Here is an 18,478-nt window from a genome sequence, read left to right as displayed (position 1 = left end):
AGCGCCCGGTGCTTCATCCCTTCTCGGCGGAGAGAAACAGGCGATAGGCCGGATTTTCGCTCTCGTTCCAGTAGGGATAGCCGAGCGCATCCAGCGCCTGAACGAACCGGGCGCGCTCGTGAGGCTTGACCTCAATTCCCGCCAGGATGCGCCCGTAGTCGGCGCCGTGATTGCGATAGTGGAACAGCGAAATATTCCAGTCGGGCGCCAGGCTCTCGAGGAATTTCAGCAACGCGCCGGGACGCTCCGGAAACTCGAAGCGGTAGATGACCTCGTCCTTGAGCAGCGGAGCGCGGCCGCCCACCATGTAGCGCACATGGTCCTTGGCCATCTCGTTCTCGCTGAGATCAAGGATCGGATAGCCTTCGCGCCGAAGCAGCTCCATGACCTCCCGCTTCTCGACCTCGCCGCGGCTGAGCGCGATGCCGACGAACAGTTGCGCCGGCGCGGTGGTCTCGGCAAAGCGGTAGTTGAATTCCGTGATCGCGCGCGAGCCGAGGATGCGGATGAAGTGCCGATAGCTGCCCGGCTTCTCCGGCACGGTCACGGCAAGCAGCGCCTCGCGATGTTCGCCGACCTCGGCGCGATCGGCAATGGTGCGCAGCCGGTCGAAATTCAGATTGGCCCCGCTGTTGACGGCAATCAGGCTGCCGTCACTGAGCGCGCCGCGCTCGGCGTAGGCCTTGAGGCCGGCGAGCGCCAATGCCCCGGAGGGCTCGGCGACCGATCGCACGTCGTCGAAGATGTCTTTGATGGCGGCGCACATGGCGTCGGTGTCCACCGTGACGACCTCGTCGAGCAGGTCGCGGCAGAGCCGGAAGGTCTCGGTTCCCACCTTGCGGACGGCGACGCCGTCGGCGAACAGTCCGACCTGATCCAGCGCGACGACGTTGCCCTTGGCGAGCGCGGCCGCCATCGACGCGGCGTCCGCCGGCTCGACGCCGACGACCTTGATCGACGGGTTGAGGAATTTCACGAAGGCGGCCACGCCGGCCGCCAGTCCGCCTCCGCCGATCGGCACGAAGATCGCCTCGATCGGATCGGGATGCTGGCGGAGGATCTCCATCCCGACCGTTCCCTGGCCGGCGATCACATCGGGATCGTCGAACGGATGCACAAAGGTCAAACCACGCGCGGCCTCGATCTCCCTGGCCTTGGTCTGCGCGTCGTCGAACGTATCGCCATGCAGGACAACGTCACCGCCCAAACGCCGGACGGCCTCGACCTTGATGGCGGGCGTCGTCCTCGGCATGACAATCGTCGCCGGAATGCCGAGCTTGCGCGCCGACAACGCGACCCCCTGCGCATGATTGCCCGCCGAGGCGCAGACGACGCCCAACCTGCGCTTTGCGTCCGGCAGCCTGACGATCTTGTTGTAGGCGCCGCGAAGCTTGAACGAGAAGATCGGCTGGAAGTCTTCCCGCTTCAGCAACACCGTGCGCGACAATCGCTCCGAGAGCCGCGGCATCGGATCGAGCGGCGTCTCGACCGCCACGTCGTAGACCCGTGCGGTCAGGATGCTTTGGGCGTAGTCGCGGAGCGCGTTGGCGGTCATCGGGTCGCTTCTGTCGATGGGAGGCAATCCTTATCGGTTGCACCTGCCCATCGTCGGCGCCGACCTGGCGAGCAGACGGCACGGAGCCGCCGCTACATCCCGCTCGAAGCATCGCATGGCCGGAGGCTGGAGTGAAGCAAAGACAGCCGCTGCCAAAATATCGAAAACAACCCCATGCAAAGTAGCCGTTGGCGGCCGGCGTCGACCGGGCAACTTGACACGTCGGGCAATTCAGGGATATATTTCTAGTATTCCGAACTTGGCTGGCGAGCGCCTCCAGCACCGCAGCTGCATCGGTGACCCAGCCAAAAATGCCGCCCTGGCGTTGACCGCTTCACGCCATGCGACGCGATGAATTCCATCCCCTGCCATGGTCACCGGGCGCCTCCCAGCCCACCTCGGAGACGATCAGCGTGTCCTCGAGCTTGATGTAGCCGCGCGCTGGATGCAGCAGCGCGGTTTCGATCGAGATCACCATCCCGCATTCGAGCGGCCGGTCGGCGTCGTACGGCGCGTACGGGACCGGGCCGGTCGCGGTGAGGCGCGGCGCTTCGTGACTGACCAGCCCAATGCCGTGCGCGGTGAAGTCGAGCACGGCGCGATGCGGAGAGGATTTGACGGCCACCTCGCCCGCCGCGATGATGTCGCCGCCCATGGCGCCCGGCCGGATCGCGCGCCGGGCCATCTGCTGGATGTCCTCGATCTCTTGCAGCAACTCGCTAAGCTCGCTGTCGAGCTCACCCAGAACGCCCATGCGGCTGAGATCGCCGATATAGCCCCGGTAGTTTGCTCCGGAATCGATCGAGATCACGTCGCCTTCCGCAAGACGCTGGTTCGACGGCGCGCGGTTATGGCTCTTGCCTGCGGCAATCAGGCAATATTCGAAGACGAGATCACGTTCCTGCTCCTCGCGGCGCAGACGAGCGACGACGTCATTCTTGGTCATACCTGGCGCGCAGACCTTGAACGTGGCCATCATCGCATCGACGACCCGTTCGGAAGCCTCCCTGATGAGGTCCAGCTCGGCGGCAGATTTGACGGCACGAAGGCGCTCGAGCGTGAAATGGGCCTCACGGAATTCGGCGTTGTTCAAGCCCGAGAGCAAATGATCCCTGGCGTCGGCCGGCAGGAAACCTGTCTCGATGCCGATACGCAGGGCCGCGCCCCCGAGCTTTCTCACATGCTCGATCGCGTGGCCGACCGCATCGATCGTTCCCCACGCCTCTGCTCTGACAGTCGGCGCCCATATCCGTCCGAGCTGCTGCTCGAACTTCTCCATCCGATTGCCGACGTAGATGGAATTTTCCGGGTGCCCTTTCTGATAGACGAACACCGGCAGATAGCGGCTGGTGCCAATCGCCTCCATGACGTCGAAGAAGAAGAAACGATATCCACCGAGCAAATACTGCACATTGTGACGCGAGGTGACGATCAGGATGTCGAGCCCTGCCTCATCCATCAGCCGATCGAGCTTTGCGGTATCGAACGGCGCCGCCGTTGCGATCGTGTCGAGCGCGTTGTCCATGATATGACCTTCCGTCTTTTCACTGTCCCGCTGCCGCTTTTGCGGCCAGCGACTTCGGTGCAGCGCCCGCGCCCCGTTTTCGCCGAACAGGGCCACCGGACGCCCGTGCGGCTCGACGCCGAGGAATGTAAAGGCGAGCCCGATCAGGAGGCCTGCGCCGGCAAGAAAGCAGAACGCCGGCATCACTGCCGAGGCGGTCGCACCTGGATGCACGAGATTGTCCGCACCGGCGATCAATGCGAGACACAGGGGACCTACGATCTTGCCTATCCCGTTCGAGAGCTGGGCAAGGCCGACCGCGCGTCCCGAAAGCTGAACCGGGAAGATTTCCGCCGGATAGGGCCCGATGTTCGAAAATCCACCGTCGAAGAACACGGCGCCGACGACCAGGAAGACCAGGAACAACGGTACCGAGCCGGCAAAGTCGTTGTGAAAATAGGCGGCGAGCGCCAGCGATACCGCGGTGCCATAGCCCATCAACTGGCCACAGGGCTTGCGGCCGATCCGATGGGCGAGGAAGGCGAAGCCGGTCCGGGCGAGCACGCCGGCGAGGCTGACATAGATGAACATCTTGGCTGCATCCTGGGGAGAGACGCCAAGCAGCAGCGCCACGATCGTCGGTCCCCACAAGAACACACCGTAATTCGCCGTGCTGGCGCCGAACCAGATCAGGAGGGTCAGCCAGAAGCGCCGTTGCTCGGCAAAGAGATCGGCAAATGTCGCGGAGCTCGCCGGCGGCAGCGCGGGCAGGACGAACGCATCGCCGCCGACCCGATAGAGTTTTCGGATGCTCGCCTGCGCCTCGCGCACGCGGCCCTTGCTGATGAGCCAGCGCGGCGATTCCGGCATGATGATCATGGTCAGAATCCCGAGGATGATCGGCAAGAATCCGACCGCCGCCAATCCACGCCAGCCAACCAGCGGCAGCAGGAAGCTCGCCGTCACCGATGCCGAAAGCACGCCAAAGGCGACCGGAACGACCACGAGGCTCGTGACCAGCGTGCGATGGCGGGTCGGTGCGAATTCGACGATGGCAGGAACCGCCGCCGCCGCGCCGGCGGCAAGGCCGAAGCCAACGAAGAAGCGCAGGATCGCAAACGCAACCCAGCCGTCTTCTGGAATGAACGCGATCGCACCCGAGGTCAGGCCGCAGAGCAGAACGCCTGATATCGCCAGCGGCTTGCGCCCGAAACGATCCGCGAGGATGCCCGCGACGAACGCGCCCAGCATCGCCCCGATGCCGGCACTCATCAGCATGATCGAGGTCTGCCCAAACGTCAGGTGCCATTTCGGCGCCAGCACCGACACCAGAAATCCGACCACAAAGAAGTCGAAGAAATCGACCACGCCGGTGACGGCGAAGATGATGATCGATAGCCAATAGCGCGCCGTCACCGGCGCTTCATCGAACGGCACTGCGTTCGCTTGCTCAGCCATGGTCTCCCCCTGTTGTTGTCAAGCCGCCTTCTTTTTTGAATTCAGGAATGCCGTCACCGCCTCCGCAACCCGCTCGGGAGCCTGGATCGACGCGACGTGACCTGCGTCCGCGATGATCCTGGTCTCGACGCAGGCAAGGTCGCGGGCGAGCGCAAATGTCTCTGGATTCGGGATCAGCCGGTCGTCGCCGCCCACCAGCAGCAGCGTCGGGCGATCGAAGCCTGTCAAATCGGCGTCGACAGGCTGCGCGAGCAAGGCGCCGCGTCGCGCCTTCTGGCCGTCGTCGCGGCTGGAGCCACGGAAGATGTCGATGAGTTCTGGCCGCGCGCGCAGATAATCCGGCGGGAAGAAGAACTCCGCAATCTTCGGTGCGTTGGCGATGGTGTCCGCGCGGTAGGAAGCGAGCTTGCGAAAGACATCCGCATTGACGTCCAGCGGGCTTCTGTTGACCTTCCAGGTGCTGCTCAGGATGAGGCGGTCGATCCTGCCGGGATGGCGGGCCGCCAGCACTTGCGCGACCTGCCCGCCCAGCGAGGTTCCGAAGACATGGGCACGATCGTAGCCGAGCCCCATGATCAAGGCCGCGGCATCATCAGCCAGGTCGGCCAGCGAATAGGCCGACGCAGGATTCCTGGTGGCGCCGGAGTCGCGCTGGTCGTAAGCGATCACCGTGAAGTTTGCCGCCAGGACCGGCGCGAGGCCGTCAAACATCGAATGATCGGCCTCGCCGCCATGCAGCAGCACGATCGGTTCGCCATGTCCGGTTTTCTCAAACGCCGTGACGACGCCGTTGGATTCGAACAATTGCATCGGAGCCCCCGTCAATGCAGCAGCGTGGAAAGCGCGCCGGCCAGTTCCTTCGCCGGATCCGACGGAAGCCACGGCATCCGCCACGCCACATGCCCATCGGGGCGCACCAGCACGGCGCCGCGCATGCCCAGCTGGAATCCGTCCGCCGGATCGGCCGAGGGCAACTGCTTCAGCGACAGCGGCAAGGCGGTCTTCTCGGATACCTGTTTTCCCGCTTCCAGCCACTCGCCGCCGAGTGGGCCCGCGACGACGGTGAACTCTTTGTCGAACCAGTCGAGCGTCGATTTCTTGCGCGAAGGCTCGAGCCACATATGCGGAAAGCGCGCGCCGGGACGGTCGGCCGGCGTGTAGTAGCGGGAGTTCAACGCCTTCGCGACGGTGCCATCGGGGATCACCGCGCCCTCCTCGTAGTTGTGGCCGAGGTTCTGGCCGATGCTGTGCAAATGATTGTCCATATCGTTGATCCAGAACCTGATCCGGTCCGGATCGCGCGATCGCACGGCGTCGTCGGTCAGCCCGAAACGCAGCCTGTTGCCGTAGCTGAAATTGGCATTGGACTGTGCGATCGGGCGGCGCTCGCTGGAATAGCTGTCGAGCAGCTTTTCGTTCGCAAGGCCCTTCAGCACGAAAGCCAGCTTCCACGCGAGGTTATGCGCGTCCTGAACGCCGGAGTTCAGGCCGAAGCCGCCGGTCGGCGGAAAGCGGTGTGCGCAGTCGCCGACGAGAAACACCCGGCCCTTTCGAAAGGTCTCGGCCACCTGCATACTGACACGCCAGATCGAACGATTCAGAAGCGTCACGTCGAGGTCCGGAATGCCGACATGGCCGCGTGCGATCTCGATGAATTCCTGGTCGGTCCACGGCCGCTCGCGATCGTCCTTGGTCAGGCCGATTTGCGTCACGGTCAGCCAGCGATCGCGGCCATTGGTGTTCAGGATGCCGGCGCGCGGCAGATCGGGCTTGTCCGGGACGATGATGAAGCCGGCGGCCTCGCGCGCGATCGGCAGCCGCGACAGATCGGCACGCCAATACTCGTTCGACATCACCGCCAGCGTCGAGGGCCCGACCATCTCGATGCCGGCGCTGCGCCGCGTCTGGCTGCCCGCACCATCGGCGGCGATCAGGTAAGTCGCCGTCCACTGCGTCACCTCGCCGGTCCTTTCGCAACGTGTCGTGACGTTGACGCCGCTGTTAGTCTCCTCGAACGATTCACAGGCCGTGTTGAACAGAACCGTGGCGTGCTTGGACTTTTCGACCACCCGCAGGATTTCCTCCTCGACGGCGTCCTGGGCGACCAGGCTCTTCCAGGCGGGGGTATGCCCGACATTCGGCTCGGGACGGGTGCGACCGAACTCGTGACCTGCGATGCTGTCGAGGAACACGAACATGTCGGAGTTGTCCTGCAGGCCGCGGTCGCGGATCGCCTGCTCGATCCCCCATTGCCGGAAGATCTCCATGGTGCGGACCCAGCAGCCGCGCGACTTGGGATGATCGGTCGTGGTCGGGCTTTTCTCGACCACCACGCAGTCGATGCCGAAGCGGTCGAGCAGCAGCGACATCGCAAGGCCCACCGGCCCGCCGCCGGCGATGAATACGGACGTCCGGCGTGCCTCATCGGTGGCGATGCCCATCCTCGTCTCTCCTCCGTTTGATCGTTGCGAGGAGACTGCTCCTTTTTTGGTATCTCACAAGAATATGTTTGATATGGTATCCATCTCGATTTGAGATGGAGTGCCGGTCATGGACCTGCGGCAGATCCGCTATTTCGTCGCCGTCGCCGAGCGTGGCGGCTTTGCCGCCGCAGCGAGCACGCTGAATGTCGCCCAGTCGGCACTCAGCCGCCACGTCAAGGAACTCGAAGACGAACTCGGCGGCGCCTTGCTCGAACGCGGCGCGCGCGGGGTCTCGGTCACGGAATCCGGCAAGGTGCTGCTCGCGCGCGGGCGCTGGCTGCTTGGGACCATCGACGACATCAAGGCCGAGGTGCGCACGGAAAATCGGGAGCCGAGCGGTACGGTGCGGATCGGCGCGCCACCGAGCCTCGGCGATATCCTCTACCCGCCGCTGGCCCAGACCTTCGTGAAGCAATTTCCACGCGTGCGCCTCGAACTGAGCGAGGGCCTGACGGAAAGCGCATCCGAGCGCCTGCTGCGAGGTGAGCTCGATCTGGCGATCGTGACGACGCCGTCGCCCAACGATCATCTCGACTATGAAACGCTGGTCGTCGAGCAGGTATTCCTGATCGGACCGTCGCGCGATCCGCTGCTGAAGCGCGGCCGGCTGACCCGCAAGGAGTTCGACGCCTTGCCATCCGCGGTGGCCCCGCTCAGTCGCAACCCGTTCCCGTCGACCATGCTCTGCGCGGTGCGGGTCGACAACAGCACACCGATGAAGCGCATGGTGGCATCGGGACTCGGCTACGCGCTGCTGCCCTTCTCGGGCATTCACCAGGAGGTGGCCGCCGGCGTGCTGTCGGCGGCGCTGTTGCCGTGGATGCGCGCCGAGCGCGTGCTGGCGCTGCCGCGCGGACGGCCGGTGAGCCGGGCAACCCGTGAAGCGATCGCTGCCCTGAAGAAGATCTGCCGCGCCTTGATCGATGCGGGAATTATCCTGACCGCGCCGACGCGCAAGAGCTGAACCCGCCGCTCCACGCCAAGCGGCCTGCTCATTCCTCGCTGTAGCCCGACGCGCGGGCCGTATCCGTTGCGTCCGGCTCCAGCTTCCGATCGACCAATCGGCTTGACCATAGTTGTCATGACAACTATAGAGTCATTCCAAGATTGGCGATCAAGCCGGCTGTTCCCGCCGTGAGAAGACGCGAGCCGTGACGCGGCTCTGCGGCGACTTTTTGCGACCGGCGGTTAGTCGAAGGGAGGACGTTATGAACGCTGCTTCGCAGACCCACGCGGCAAGGCTGAGCGAGATTTCCCGGCTCATCGACGACCGCCCCGGCGAACGCATCTTCGAAGTCGATCGCCGGATCTTCACCGATCCGGACGTGTTCGACGCCGAGCTGCGATATATCTTCGAGGCCACGTGGAATTTCATCGGCCTGGAATCGCAGGTCGCCCGGCCCAACGACTTCGTCACCACCCATATCGGCCGGCATCCCATTCTGGTGATGAGGAGCGCTGAGGGCAAAGTCGGCGCCTTCCTCAACACCTGCCGGCATCGCGGAACGATCGTCTGTCCCTTCAAGCAGGGCCGGCAGAAGTTTCACGTCTGCCGCTATCACGGCTGGGCTTACGATTCGAGCGGGCGCAACATCTCCGTGACGGAGGAAGCGAGCGGACAGTATCCGCCGTCCTTCTCGAACAGCAATCACGACCTTCTTCCGGTCGCGCGGCTCGGTTCGTATCGCGGATTCCTGTTCGCGAGCCTCTCGGCCGACGTTCCGCCGCTCGAGGAATTTCTCGGCGACACCCGCGCGTTCCTCGACCTCATCATCGATCAAAGCGACAGCGGTGAGGTCGAGTTCGTGCCCGGCGCCAGCACCTAAACGTTCGATGGAAACTGGAAGCTGCAGTTCGAGAACGGTCTCGACTACTATCACTTCGCGACCACGCACAGCTCCTACGTCGATATCCTGAAGAAGCGCAATGCCAGCGCCGGACCGGATGCCGGATTCACTGCGGAGCCGGAAGGCGAGCAGGAAGGGCAAGGCAGCTTCAGCTTCGATTACGGCCACGCCGTCAACTGGTCGATCAAGCGCACGCAGCTCTATGGCCGGCCGCTCGGCATGGATCCGGCGCGTCTCGATGCCGTGCGGCAGCGCGTCGGCAGCACCCGCGCCAAATGGATGCTGCGCCAGCGCAACCTCACGATTTTTCCGAACCTGCAGGTCATCGACATCCTGTCGGCGCAGGTGCGAACCTGGCGGCCGCTGGCGCCCGACAAGACCGAGATGGTGTCGCATTGCCTCGCTCCGGTCGGCGAAAGCGCCGCCGCGCGCACGCTTCGCATTCGCAACTACGAAGACTTCTTCAATGCCTCCGGGCTGGCAAGCTCGGACGACAACATCATGTATGAGTTCTGCCAGACCGGCTATGAGGCGACCACCGCCGCGCCGACGCAGGGTTATCTGCGCGGCGTCGCGGAGGTCGGCCACGGCGAGAGCGCGCACACGCGCGAGCTCGGCATAACCCCGTCCGAATGGTCGTTCGGTCCCACCAGCTTCGGCGGCGAGACGAACTTCCATCCCGGGTATCGCGAGTGGCGCAGGCTGTTGCAGCACGCCGCCGGGGAGACCGCATGATGGCTACCGGCGCAATCAGGCAAACCGATGCCCACGCAGTCGCAGCCGCGACCATCTTCCGCGAGGCGCGCCTGCTCGATACCGGCGAATGGGCCGATTGGGTCGCGATGTACAGCGAGGATGCCGTCTATTGGGTGCCGGCCTGGCTCGACGAGTACACCACCACCAACGATCCCGACACGCGGGTCTCGTTGCTCTACCACGATGCGCGGCGCGGGCTGGAAGAGCGGATCGCACGAATCGAGTCGCGCAAATCGATCACCGCGCTGCCGCTGCCGCGCACCGTGCACCAGATCTCGAACCTGGAAGCGTCGGAAACCGGCGCTGATCAGATCACCTGCCATTCGGTGTTCTCGGTCCACGTCTACGACCCGCGCGTCGCCAAGGAGCATCTGCGGCACGGGCGCTACGAGCACACGCTGCGACGTGACGGCGCGACCTGGAAGATCGCGCGCAAGGTCATCACGCTGGTCAACGACCGCGTCCCGACCGTGCTCGATTTCTACAGCATTTAAGAGGGTATATGACAGACGAAGGTACTTGGCACGACGGTGCCCCGCTCAGCGCGCTGAACGAAGGCGAGCCATACGGCATCGAAATCGGCAGACATCACGTCGCGCTCTATCGCGTCGGCAACGAGTATTACGCGACGAGCAACATCTGCACCCATGCGGAGGCGCTGCTGTCCGACGGCATGCTGGACGGTTGCGAGATCGAATGCCCGCTGCACATGGGCCGCTTCGATATCCGAACCGGCGAGGCGCTGACCAGCCCGGTCGAGATCGACATCCGGACCTATCCGGTACGCGTGGCGGGCGACAGGCTCGAGGTCTGCCTGCCCGCATAAGACGACCACCAAAAATCAAGAATAGGGGGAAACAGGGATGACCGAAATCGTGATGGACAAGGCGGCAACAACGACCGCCGATCCGCAGATCGAACGCACCACAATCCGCAAGGTCGCGCTGCGCCTGATGTGGTTCGTCATGGCGATGTATTTCCTCGCCATTCTCGACCGCGGAAACATCTCCTTTGCCGCACTGCAGATGAACAAGGAACTCGGGCTCAATGCCGAGATGTTCGGCATCGCCGTCGGCATCATGTACTTCACCTATTCGATCTTCGAGATCCCGAGCAATCTCATCCTCAGCAAATACGGCGCGCGCGTCACGCTGACGCGGATCGCGATCCTGTGGGGCATCGCCACCATGCTGATGGCATTCACGCAGGGCCCGCTCAGCCTCTATGCATTCCGCGGCTTCCTCGGATTTGCCGAGTCCGGCCTGTTTCCCGGGGTGATGCTGCTGCTGAGCCTCTGGTTTCCGTTCAGCTACCGCGCCCGCTACAACGCGATGTTCAACTATGCGGTGCCGATCTCCTATATCTTTGCCTCGCTGATCTCCGGCGCGATCCTCGAGCTGAACGGAACGTTCGGCATTTCGGGCTGGAAATGGCTGTTCATCCTCGAAGGCCTGCCGCCCGTCATTCTCGGGATCGTCGGCATCTTCTATCTGACCGACCGTCCGCAGCAGGCGAGCTGGCTGTCGACGGCGCAGCGCAACTGGCTGATCAGCGCGCTGGAGCGCGACGCCAAGGCAACCGGGGTGGTGCATGCCGAAGGCGTGCTCAGGACCATCACCAAGCCGATGGTGCTGCTGTTCGGCCTGTGCAATTTCGGCCTGTTCTGCGGCCTGGCTTCGCTGTTCCCGTGGCTGCCGCAGATCATCAAGTCGTTCGGGCTGCCGAATTCACAGGTCGGTTTCGTGACCGCGATCCCACCCGTCGCCGGCCTGATCGGCATGATCGCATTGTCGCGGCACTCCGACCATGTCGGTGAGCGCTTCTATTATGCGGCCATGACCTTCGTGATCGCGGCAGCGGGCTTCGCCATCGCGGCGTTCTCGACATCGCCGCTCTGGATCATCATCGGCTTCATGGTTGCCAATGTCGGCGTCTATGGCACGCAGGCCGTGTTCTGGACCATCCCGCAGTCCTACATGTCGCGGCAGAGCGCGCCGGGCGCGATCGGCCTGGTCAGCACCATCGGCAGCATCGGAGGCGCCACGATCCCGATCGTGATCGGACGCGCCAAGGACGCCTCGGGCAGTTTCACCACCGGGTTCCTCGTGGTAACAGGCGTTCTCCTCGTCGCGGCGGCCCTGGTCCTGATCGCGCGCACTCAACTCGTGAAAGAATGAAAAGCCGGACTGCAACAAACCGCACCAGAGCCCCTGCCCCGCGCCGCGCCCCGCAAGGGGACGCGGGCTCGGAGCTGGTGATCGATTTCGAACGTTACGTGCCGACCGTGCTCTCGAGCCTGGTCGCGAAGTTGCGCGCCAATGCCAACGCGTTCTTCCCGCAAGCCTACGGCGTGTCGCTCGCGGAATGGCGGGTGCTGTCCTTTCTCAGGGAGCATGAGCCGGCAAGCGCCTACGACATCTGGACCAATGCGCAACTGGACAAGGCCGTCGTCAGCCGCGAGACGACCTCGCTGAAGAAAAAGGGCCTGATCGAGCTGACGCCGGTGCGAGGCAGCGCCCGGAACCGGACCGAGATCCGGCTGACATCGCAAGGCGTGGCGCTGCTCGACCGCAGTCTGGATGAAATCCTGCGCCGGCACAGCAACCTCACGGCCGGCCTCGACGCCAAGGCGCTGGACGGCTTCTTCCGCGTCGTGGCGCATATCGAGCACCGCATTCCCCACATGGCCGATCAGACCTCGAATGCCGTGCCGGCCCATGCGCCGGTCAAACGCATTGCGAAGCGGAGACCGCCGACCGGCGCCTAGAGCTTTCCCGTTCCGATGGAATCGGAACGGGGCTCTAGATTCTTGTTTTGACGCGTTTTCTTCACGCGAACCGGTATCCACTTCGCTCGAAAACGCTCTAGCGACACTTGTCCGGTGAGGAACCCGCGTAATTTATGTTTCAGTAAGCAAGTTGTAGCTAGAATCGATCAGTGAGTTGCGTATGGGAGACTTCCAGTGATCGACTTTGACGAACTTCGTAGTATCGCCGCGGATGTTCGTATCTTTATCGACGCGTCGGAAGACAAGGGTGGCGCCTTGAAGGCCATCGTCGAGGCCTACGACGTCGTTCTGGGGATTTTCCCGGCCGGCCCGGGAATGGAACTTCACGTGGTCAAGGGCACTGAAGTCCTCAATCACATCGCGCAGACCCAGGCCTCGTCGGGTTTTACCCACACCGCCATCGCATTCCAGACTCGTGAGCAGGCTGTTGCCCTTCAGCAACTGATGGCGGCCTAACCACCGGCCTTGCGCTCCCGCATTTGCGGGGCGGCTGAAGCGATCGCATCGGCGATCGCGCGATCCCGATCGATGACCGAAGCGGCCCTGGACCGGCGAGAGCTCGAGGGTCGGATCAAAATATGTCTCGGCCCGCTTCTCAGTGTACCGACAGATCAAGCAGCGGCTGCTGAGCAGCATTGCGCAGCCGTTCGGCATGGTATTGCGCGACACAGTCCCAGGGATACTCGACCAGGAAATCGGCGATGCGCAACGCCGCCGCGGCGGGCTCCGCGTACCGGATCGAACTGTAGACGGCTTCCCAGCGCGCGCAGAACGTCAGCTCGGAATCGCCGCGTTCGCCGCACAGTTCGTACACCGTGATCGCGTCGGCAAAGCCCTTCGGCCGGATCTGGTCGACGCTGCGGAACGCAAATCTGTGTTCGGCACGCGCCCTGACGGCTGCGCTCACCAGGACCTGCGTGCCGTAGTTCTTGTTGAGGCCTTCGAGACGCGAGGCCAGATTGATGGTGGCGCCGAGCGCGGTGTAGCTCATGCGGGCGGCGGAGCCGACATTGCCGACCACGGCATCGCCGAGATGCAGGCCGAACCGCGTGGCATAGACCGGCCAGCCTTCGCTGCGGAACGCGCGGTTGAGCTCGGCGTTGCGGTGAATGCAGTCCAATACGGCCTCGCAGGCATGAACGACGTGATCGGGATCCTCGTCCGGCGCGTTCCACAGCGCCATCACGGCATCGCCGATGAACTTGTCGATGGTGCCATGGTGTTTCATGATCGCCTCCGACATCGCGGCGAAATAACGCGAGGTGAAGATCATGACCTGCGACGGGTCCGCTTTCTCGGTCTTCGCGGTAAAGTCGGCGACGTCGGTGAAGAGAACCGTGACCTCGCGCCTGATGCCGCCGAGCTGCAGCGAAGCGCCGGACTGCATCAGCTGACGGACGATCGGCTGCGGAATGAAGCTTGAGAAGTTGCGCACGACGGTACGCATCGTAAACACCGAGCGGCCGAGCTCGTCGATCTCGTCGATGGCCGATTGCATGCGCGGCCGATCCGCGAGCTGGAAGTGCTGGATCTCGTCGGTCTGCCGCGCCAGCTCGCGCAGCGATCGGGCGAGCAGCGAGCCGAGCCAGAACGCGAACGGCAGCATCGCGATCACAAAGCCGAGCGCGATGGCGAACAGCGCGCGCCGCTCCGAGATGATCTTGGCAAAAAACTCGTCGAGCGGGGCGACCACCGCGAGGTGGATGTTGGCCGCACCGGCCGTCTCGATGCGGTGGAAGGCCGCCACAAGGGTCCGTCCGTCGGCGTCGGTGAAGAATTGCTGGGCGAGTCCGTCGCTGCGCCAGGACTGGATCGCCGCGGACAGGCCGGGAAGCTTGATGGCATCGATCCGGGGCAACGCGTCGCTGCGTTCCGTCATCAGCTCGCGCATCTCGGGATGGCCGACGATACGGTCGGCGTCGTTGAACAGGAAAGCCAGCCCGGATTGTCCGAGCTTTTGCCGGCTCAGCATCTCCTCGAGGCGATTGAGCAGCAGGTCGGCGGCCACCACCCCGCGGCGGCCCTCCCCAAGCGGCGTGCGCAGCGTGTAACCGGGCTCCCCGGTCGCGTAGAACACATAGGGCCCGGTGAGCAGCGTCTTGTGATCCTTCAGGGCATCGACATACCAGGGACGCTGCCGCGGGTCGTAGCTGTGCGGCCCCGCCACCTTCGCGACCTGGGTCAGGTTTTCCGACAGGAACAGCGTCACCGGCGCCGCGGCGGCCGCCCCCGAGCGGGCAATGACGACGACGCGGTAGACGGCGTCCGGGGCGGCATTCAGCGCCGTGCGGAATTGCGGCTTGGCGCGATCGATGACGTCCATCTCCAGGAAGGAGCCGTCTTCATATCCGACATAGAGATTGAAGATCTGCGGATTGTTGCGCAGCATCGAGGCCAGCAGGGCGTAGAGCCTGACATTATCGGCGACGTCGGCCTCCTGGATGGCCGGCAGGCCTGCCAGGATCTCGAGGCTGTCGCGCACATTCTTGAACTGCGCGTCGATGCGATCGGCGCCGACTTGCCCCACCTTGTCGATGAAGGTGCTCGCAGCCATCTGCGTGATCGACGAGACCCGCCTGAAGCTGAGATAGACCAGCGTCAGTCCGACCACCAGCACCGCGGCGATGACCACCGTGATGATCGAGGTGCGGAAGCCGATACGAACCGGCCCCCGGCTGGTCTCACGCGCATCACTCATCGCACTCGTCGTTCGCCTCCGCTAATATTTGCGCACGATCGGCTTCGTCGGTGTAGTAGCCGGCGCGGCCGGCGAGAGCTGGAACGTCACCCACGCCGTCCATCCCTCCGGCCGGTTCTCGGCGGCGAAATCCTTGTAGCCTCGGACGTTCAGATAGCCCTGATAGCCATCGGCCACCGGAAAGATAAATCCGACCTGCGGCCCGATGCCGGCAACGCGTCCCTTGAAATCACCGAGCTTGGCGCCGGCACCGCTGTCGCCGGTGAGCTGCTGGAAATAGTAGCCGGCCACGCCGACATGCACGTTCTTGGCGACGAATTTCGAGAGTCCCCAGTCGACGTGGAAGTCGATGCCGTTCTGGTACTGCAGATCCTTGTTCATTCCATTGTAGGTGACGCCCGCCAGCACCGAGAACTCCTGGCCGGTTTCCGGATTGAGATAGGTATAGGCGCCGCCGACGTCGATCGCGGTGAATCCGAAGCTGAGATTGGCGAGGCGGCTGCTGTCATAGGTCCCGCTCGGGATGTTGCCGAAGATGTAGAACATCTCGTTGTTGACACCCTGATTCCATTTCAGGGTGCCCTGGTAGAAGACATCGGAGACCGTGTTGCGATTGTCGGTTGCGACGCCCGAGACCGTATTGCCTCGCGGCCCCGTCAGCGTCGCGTCTACGCCGACGCCGATATTTCCCGGCGCGGTAAGGAAGGTTACGGCCGCCTGGCCCCCGAGGACCGACTGAGCCCAGGTGTAGGTGAACCCTTCGATGAGAACGTCCGCATGCGCGTTGAGACCGGCGACGACGGACCCCGGCACGCGGTTGCCGATGACAAAATTCTTTCCCGCGTTGGCGCTTGTGTCGAGATGAATGTAGATCGTCTCATACGCCCAGCCAGGCATGGCCGGTGCTGCGGTCAGGCTCGCGAACGCGCCGGGCAGCCAGAAGCTCACTCCACCGGAGTCGGCCAGCGCTGTGCGCGGCATTGCCGACAGCGCGAGCGCGCCAACGATGCCGAGAACGGCGCGCTTGTGATTCTTGGCTGTCTTCATCCCGAACTCCCCATTTCGTTCAAGACATCATAGCGGATTCGCGGGCGTCTCAGTTCACCGCCTGCGCCTCCGGGAATTTCCACTTCCCGTTCAGGATTTCCGGGCGCGGCCGATAGAGCCGCACCATGTAATTCCAGCCCGCCATGATCGGCAGGCAATTGGCAATCTTCCCGTCGCAGCCTCCGAATTGCACCGCCACCGCGCCGTCGGCATTCCGCTTCGCGGTGATGCTGTTGAGCGAGTAAGTGCCATAGGGATTGGCCTGGAAGTAACCTTCCTTGTTGTAGAGGCTGATCGACCAGAAGCCGTCGACCGGCACGTCCTTGACGTCGAGCCGATAGATCGTCGTGCCGTCGTTCTTCTGGGGCGTGACGTTGAGATAGAGCGCATCCTTCTCCGGATTTCCGCCCCACGCCGATGCCGCGCCGATCAACCGCCGCACCGGATCGACCTTGCCGCGCGCGCCGAACATCCCCTTGGTGTCGAGCAGCGTCGACGCCAGCGCAAGCAGCGCCTCGCGCACTTTCTTCTGGCTGACCGGATCGAAGTTCGGCACCTCGAATTTGCCCGGGCTCTTCTGGCTGACCTTGATGGCGTCCTGCAATGCGTGGACCTGCTCGACATCCTTCGGATTGTTCGGGTCGACCAGGATGCGCACCGCCGCCAGCACGTAGCGGGTGCCGATCTTGTCCTTGCTGAACGTGTACCGGCCGGGCCGGTAGATGACCTCGGGCGTGTACTGGTCCTCGTCGATGACCTGCATCGACATGAAGCGCTTGCCGGCGTCCGGCAGCGTGATCGTCACCGGACCGGCATCGAGATCGAACACCGCGCCGGAATAGAGCGTGTCCCTGTTGGTCCGGATCACCGTCTGCTTGTCGATCGGCAAGGCTTCGCGATTGTGCTCGAACTTGCCGAAGCCGTCCTTCTTCACTACCCCGCCGAAATAGAGGTCGGTTTCGGCGCGGACGAAGTTATCGGCGGTCACCGGGACCGTATCGGTCGTGGCGGCTGCCGTCCCCACGGTCGGTGACGCCGGCCCCGTCCCTGCCGCGACGCGTTCGATGTCCGGCAGCACCCAGCTCTTGTCGAACAGCGGCTTCTGCGGGCCGTAGAGGCGGAACAGGACCTCGAATTCTCCGCCGGCGCGCGTCGGTATCCAGTTCGTTTCCTTACCCGCGGGAGCTGCCGGGCCGAAATAGACATCGACCGAGCCATCGGCGTTCTTCTGCAGTTCGGGATTCTGCGACGACCGGCTGAAACGCGGCATATCCCGGATGAAGGCATGCGTGGCGCGGTCGTAGGCGGTCGCGGACCAATATTGCGCGACCGGTGCGTTTGCCGGCACGGTCAAGCGATACTGGCTCGCGCCGGAAAGGGCATTGCCCGTCTTGTCGGCGATCGTCATCAGATAGAATTGTCCCGCGCCCAACCGCTTGATGCCGACAAAGCCGTAGGAATAGGTCAGCCCCCGCGCATCGACCGGATAACTGTCGCGCCTGGCGTAGGAATCCGACTGGCCCTGGATGACGTCAGGCGCCGCCGGAACGCCCCAGCGATGGCCTTCATTGTAGGGCGCGAGCGCGGTCATGTAATTGTGCTCGAGCCAGGCATGTGCATCGCGCGCACCGGCCTCGAGGCGATGGCGCGTCGCGGCATCCGGATTGAACGGCTTGCCCTTTTCGATGCCGATCGAACGCAATTGATCGATCATGACCCTGTCGCGCTCGAGCCATGGCTCGGACTGAACGATGCGGTCGAGGGCCTCGAAGAAACGGATATCGTAGGGGATCGTGGAATCGAACACGACGTCGACCGCATCCACGTACGCCGTCTCCGGAGGATCGTCGGCGCGCGAGAGCGGGTAGAGCTTGATCTGGCGGCCGTAAGCCACGGCCTTGGCGACGTCGGCGTCGCTGCCGCTTTTGGGTGTGGAGCGCAGCAGCGCATAGCCGGAGGACGTATCGGATCGCAGGGGAATATAGCCGTCGGGAAGCGTCTGCGAATAGTCAGGCGGCAGAATCAGGTACTTGCCGCCCTTCCCCTTGTCGGCGCCCGAAGGTCCCGCATCTTCGAGCGCGACCTGCCAGACCGTGTCGATGTTGCCGGTGATCGACTCCTCCCCGGCCGGCGGAACCTCCAGCACCATTGGACCGGCCTGGGCGGTGTTGAAGAACGCCATCAAATAGACCGCGTCAGGATTCGGCGTCAGCGTCTGGTTCTTCCAGCTCGGCAGCCGCGACCAGTAGACGATTTGGTTGTCCTTCAGGCCGACCCTGGTCTTCGCCTGCTGCAGCATCAGGTCGGTATTGACGGCGGGCATGCCCCAGACGACGGCTTCG

General features: G+C 63.8%; 14 protein-coding genes and 2 pseudogenes. 8 read left to right on the top strand and 8 right to left on the bottom strand.

Features of this window, described 5'->3' with window-relative positions; genetic code table 11:
• Positions 1–13: 13 nt before the first annotated feature.
• The 4 genes from ilvA to QJT82_RS19335 form a co-directional block, all read right to left on the bottom strand.
• Positions 14–1,555, bottom strand: coding sequence for a threonine ammonia-lyase, biosynthetic (gene ilvA, locus QJT82_RS19355; protein WP_028341205.1), 1,542 nt, complete (start codon positions 1,553–1,555; stop codon positions 14–16).
• Positions 1,556–1,889: 334 nt separating this feature from the next.
• Positions 1,890–4,517: an MFS transporter gene (locus QJT82_RS45610; RefSeq protein WP_080686764.1), complete on the bottom strand. Its 2,628-nt coding sequence runs from the start codon at positions 4,515–4,517 to the stop codon at positions 1,890–1,892.
• Between the two features lie 18 nt (positions 4,518–4,535).
• Positions 4,536–5,327: an alpha/beta hydrolase gene (locus QJT82_RS19340; RefSeq protein ID WP_051447897.1), complete on the bottom strand. Its 792-nt coding sequence runs from the start codon at positions 5,325–5,327 to the stop codon at positions 4,536–4,538.
• Positions 5,328–5,338: 11 nt separating this feature from the next.
• Positions 5,339–6,958 (bottom strand): FAD-dependent monooxygenase, encoded by a 1,620-nt coding sequence (locus QJT82_RS19335; RefSeq protein WP_051447898.1) that lies wholly within the window; start codon positions 6,956–6,958, stop codon positions 5,339–5,341.
• A 109-nt stretch (positions 6,959–7,067) separates the two neighbouring features.
• On the opposite strand from QJT82_RS19335, the gene QJT82_RS19330 reads away from it, so the two are divergent.
• The 8 genes and pseudogenes from QJT82_RS19330 (at position 7,068) to QJT82_RS19295 (ending at position 12,847) form a co-directional block, all read left to right on the top strand.
• Entirely contained in the window at positions 7,068–7,964 is an 897-nt protein-coding gene (locus QJT82_RS19330) for a LysR family transcriptional regulator (RefSeq protein ID WP_051447899.1), read from the top strand.
• 244 nt (positions 7,965–8,208) lie between these two features.
• The gene (locus tag QJT82_RS19325) at positions 8,209–8,826 is read left to right on the top strand and encodes a Rieske 2Fe-2S domain-containing protein (RefSeq protein ID WP_264641715.1); all 618 of its coding nucleotides are present in this window, start codon (positions 8,209–8,211) and stop codon (positions 8,824–8,826) included.
• Positions 8,827–8,844: 18 nt separating this feature from the next.
• Positions 8,845–9,582, top strand: a pseudogene (locus QJT82_RS19320) (SRPBCC family protein); the annotation flags it as partial.
• Positions 9,582–10,097: an aromatic-ring-hydroxylating dioxygenase subunit beta gene (locus QJT82_RS19315; protein WP_051447900.1), complete on the top strand. Its 516-nt coding sequence runs from the start codon at positions 9,582–9,584 to the stop codon at positions 10,095–10,097. The pseudogene QJT82_RS19320 and the gene QJT82_RS19315, both read left to right, overlap by 1 nt.
• An 8-nt stretch (positions 10,098–10,105) precedes the next feature.
• Complete coding sequence (locus QJT82_RS19310) at positions 10,106–10,429, top strand: non-heme iron oxygenase ferredoxin subunit (protein ID WP_028341208.1); 324 nt, start codon at positions 10,106–10,108, stop codon at positions 10,427–10,429.
• Positions 10,430–10,466: 37 nt separating this feature from the next.
• Positions 10,467–11,780, top strand: coding sequence for an MFS transporter (locus QJT82_RS19305; protein WP_028341209.1), 1,314 nt, complete (start codon positions 10,467–10,469; stop codon positions 11,778–11,780).
• 77 nt (positions 11,781–11,857) lie between these two features.
• Positions 11,858–12,370: a MarR family transcriptional regulator gene (locus QJT82_RS19300; RefSeq protein ID WP_028341210.1), complete on the top strand. Its 513-nt coding sequence runs from the start codon at positions 11,858–11,860 to the stop codon at positions 12,368–12,370.
• A gap of 195 nt (positions 12,371–12,565) precedes the next feature.
• Positions 12,566–12,847, top strand: coding sequence for a hypothetical protein (locus QJT82_RS19295; RefSeq protein WP_028341211.1), 282 nt, complete (start codon positions 12,566–12,568; stop codon positions 12,845–12,847).
• 139 nt (positions 12,848–12,986) lie between these two features.
• Here the strand turns inward: QJT82_RS19295 and QJT82_RS19290 are convergent, their stop codons facing one another.
• The 4 genes and pseudogenes from QJT82_RS19290 to QJT82_RS19275 all read right to left on the bottom strand — a co-directional run.
• Positions 12,987–15,089, bottom strand: a complete 2,103-nt coding sequence (locus QJT82_RS19290; RefSeq protein ID WP_028341212.1) for an adenylate/guanylate cyclase domain-containing protein — start codon at positions 15,087–15,089, stop codon at positions 12,987–12,989.
• A gap of 21 nt (positions 15,090–15,110) precedes the next feature.
• Entirely contained in the window at positions 15,111–16,136 is a 1,026-nt protein-coding gene (locus tag QJT82_RS19285; RefSeq protein ID WP_028341213.1) for a transporter, read from the bottom strand.
• 49 nt (positions 16,137–16,185) lie between these two features.
• Complete coding sequence (locus QJT82_RS19280; RefSeq protein WP_155258537.1) at positions 16,186–17,160, bottom strand: DUF1254 domain-containing protein; 975 nt, start codon at positions 17,158–17,160, stop codon at positions 16,186–16,188.
• A gap of 87 nt (positions 17,161–17,247) precedes the next feature.
• A pseudogene (locus tag QJT82_RS19275) lies at positions 17,248–18,435 on the bottom strand (DUF1254 domain-containing protein); the annotation flags it as partial.
• Positions 18,436–18,478: the final 43 nt, after the last annotated feature.

It is taken from the genome of Bradyrhizobium sp. Mp19 (assembly GCF_029952935.1).
In the GTDB taxonomy this organism is placed as follows: Bacteria; Pseudomonadota; Alphaproteobacteria; order Rhizobiales; family Xanthobacteraceae; genus Bradyrhizobium; species Bradyrhizobium elkanii.
The sequence above is the reverse complement of the archived record's forward strand: the minus strand, read 5'-3'. Positions and strand labels throughout refer to the sequence as shown.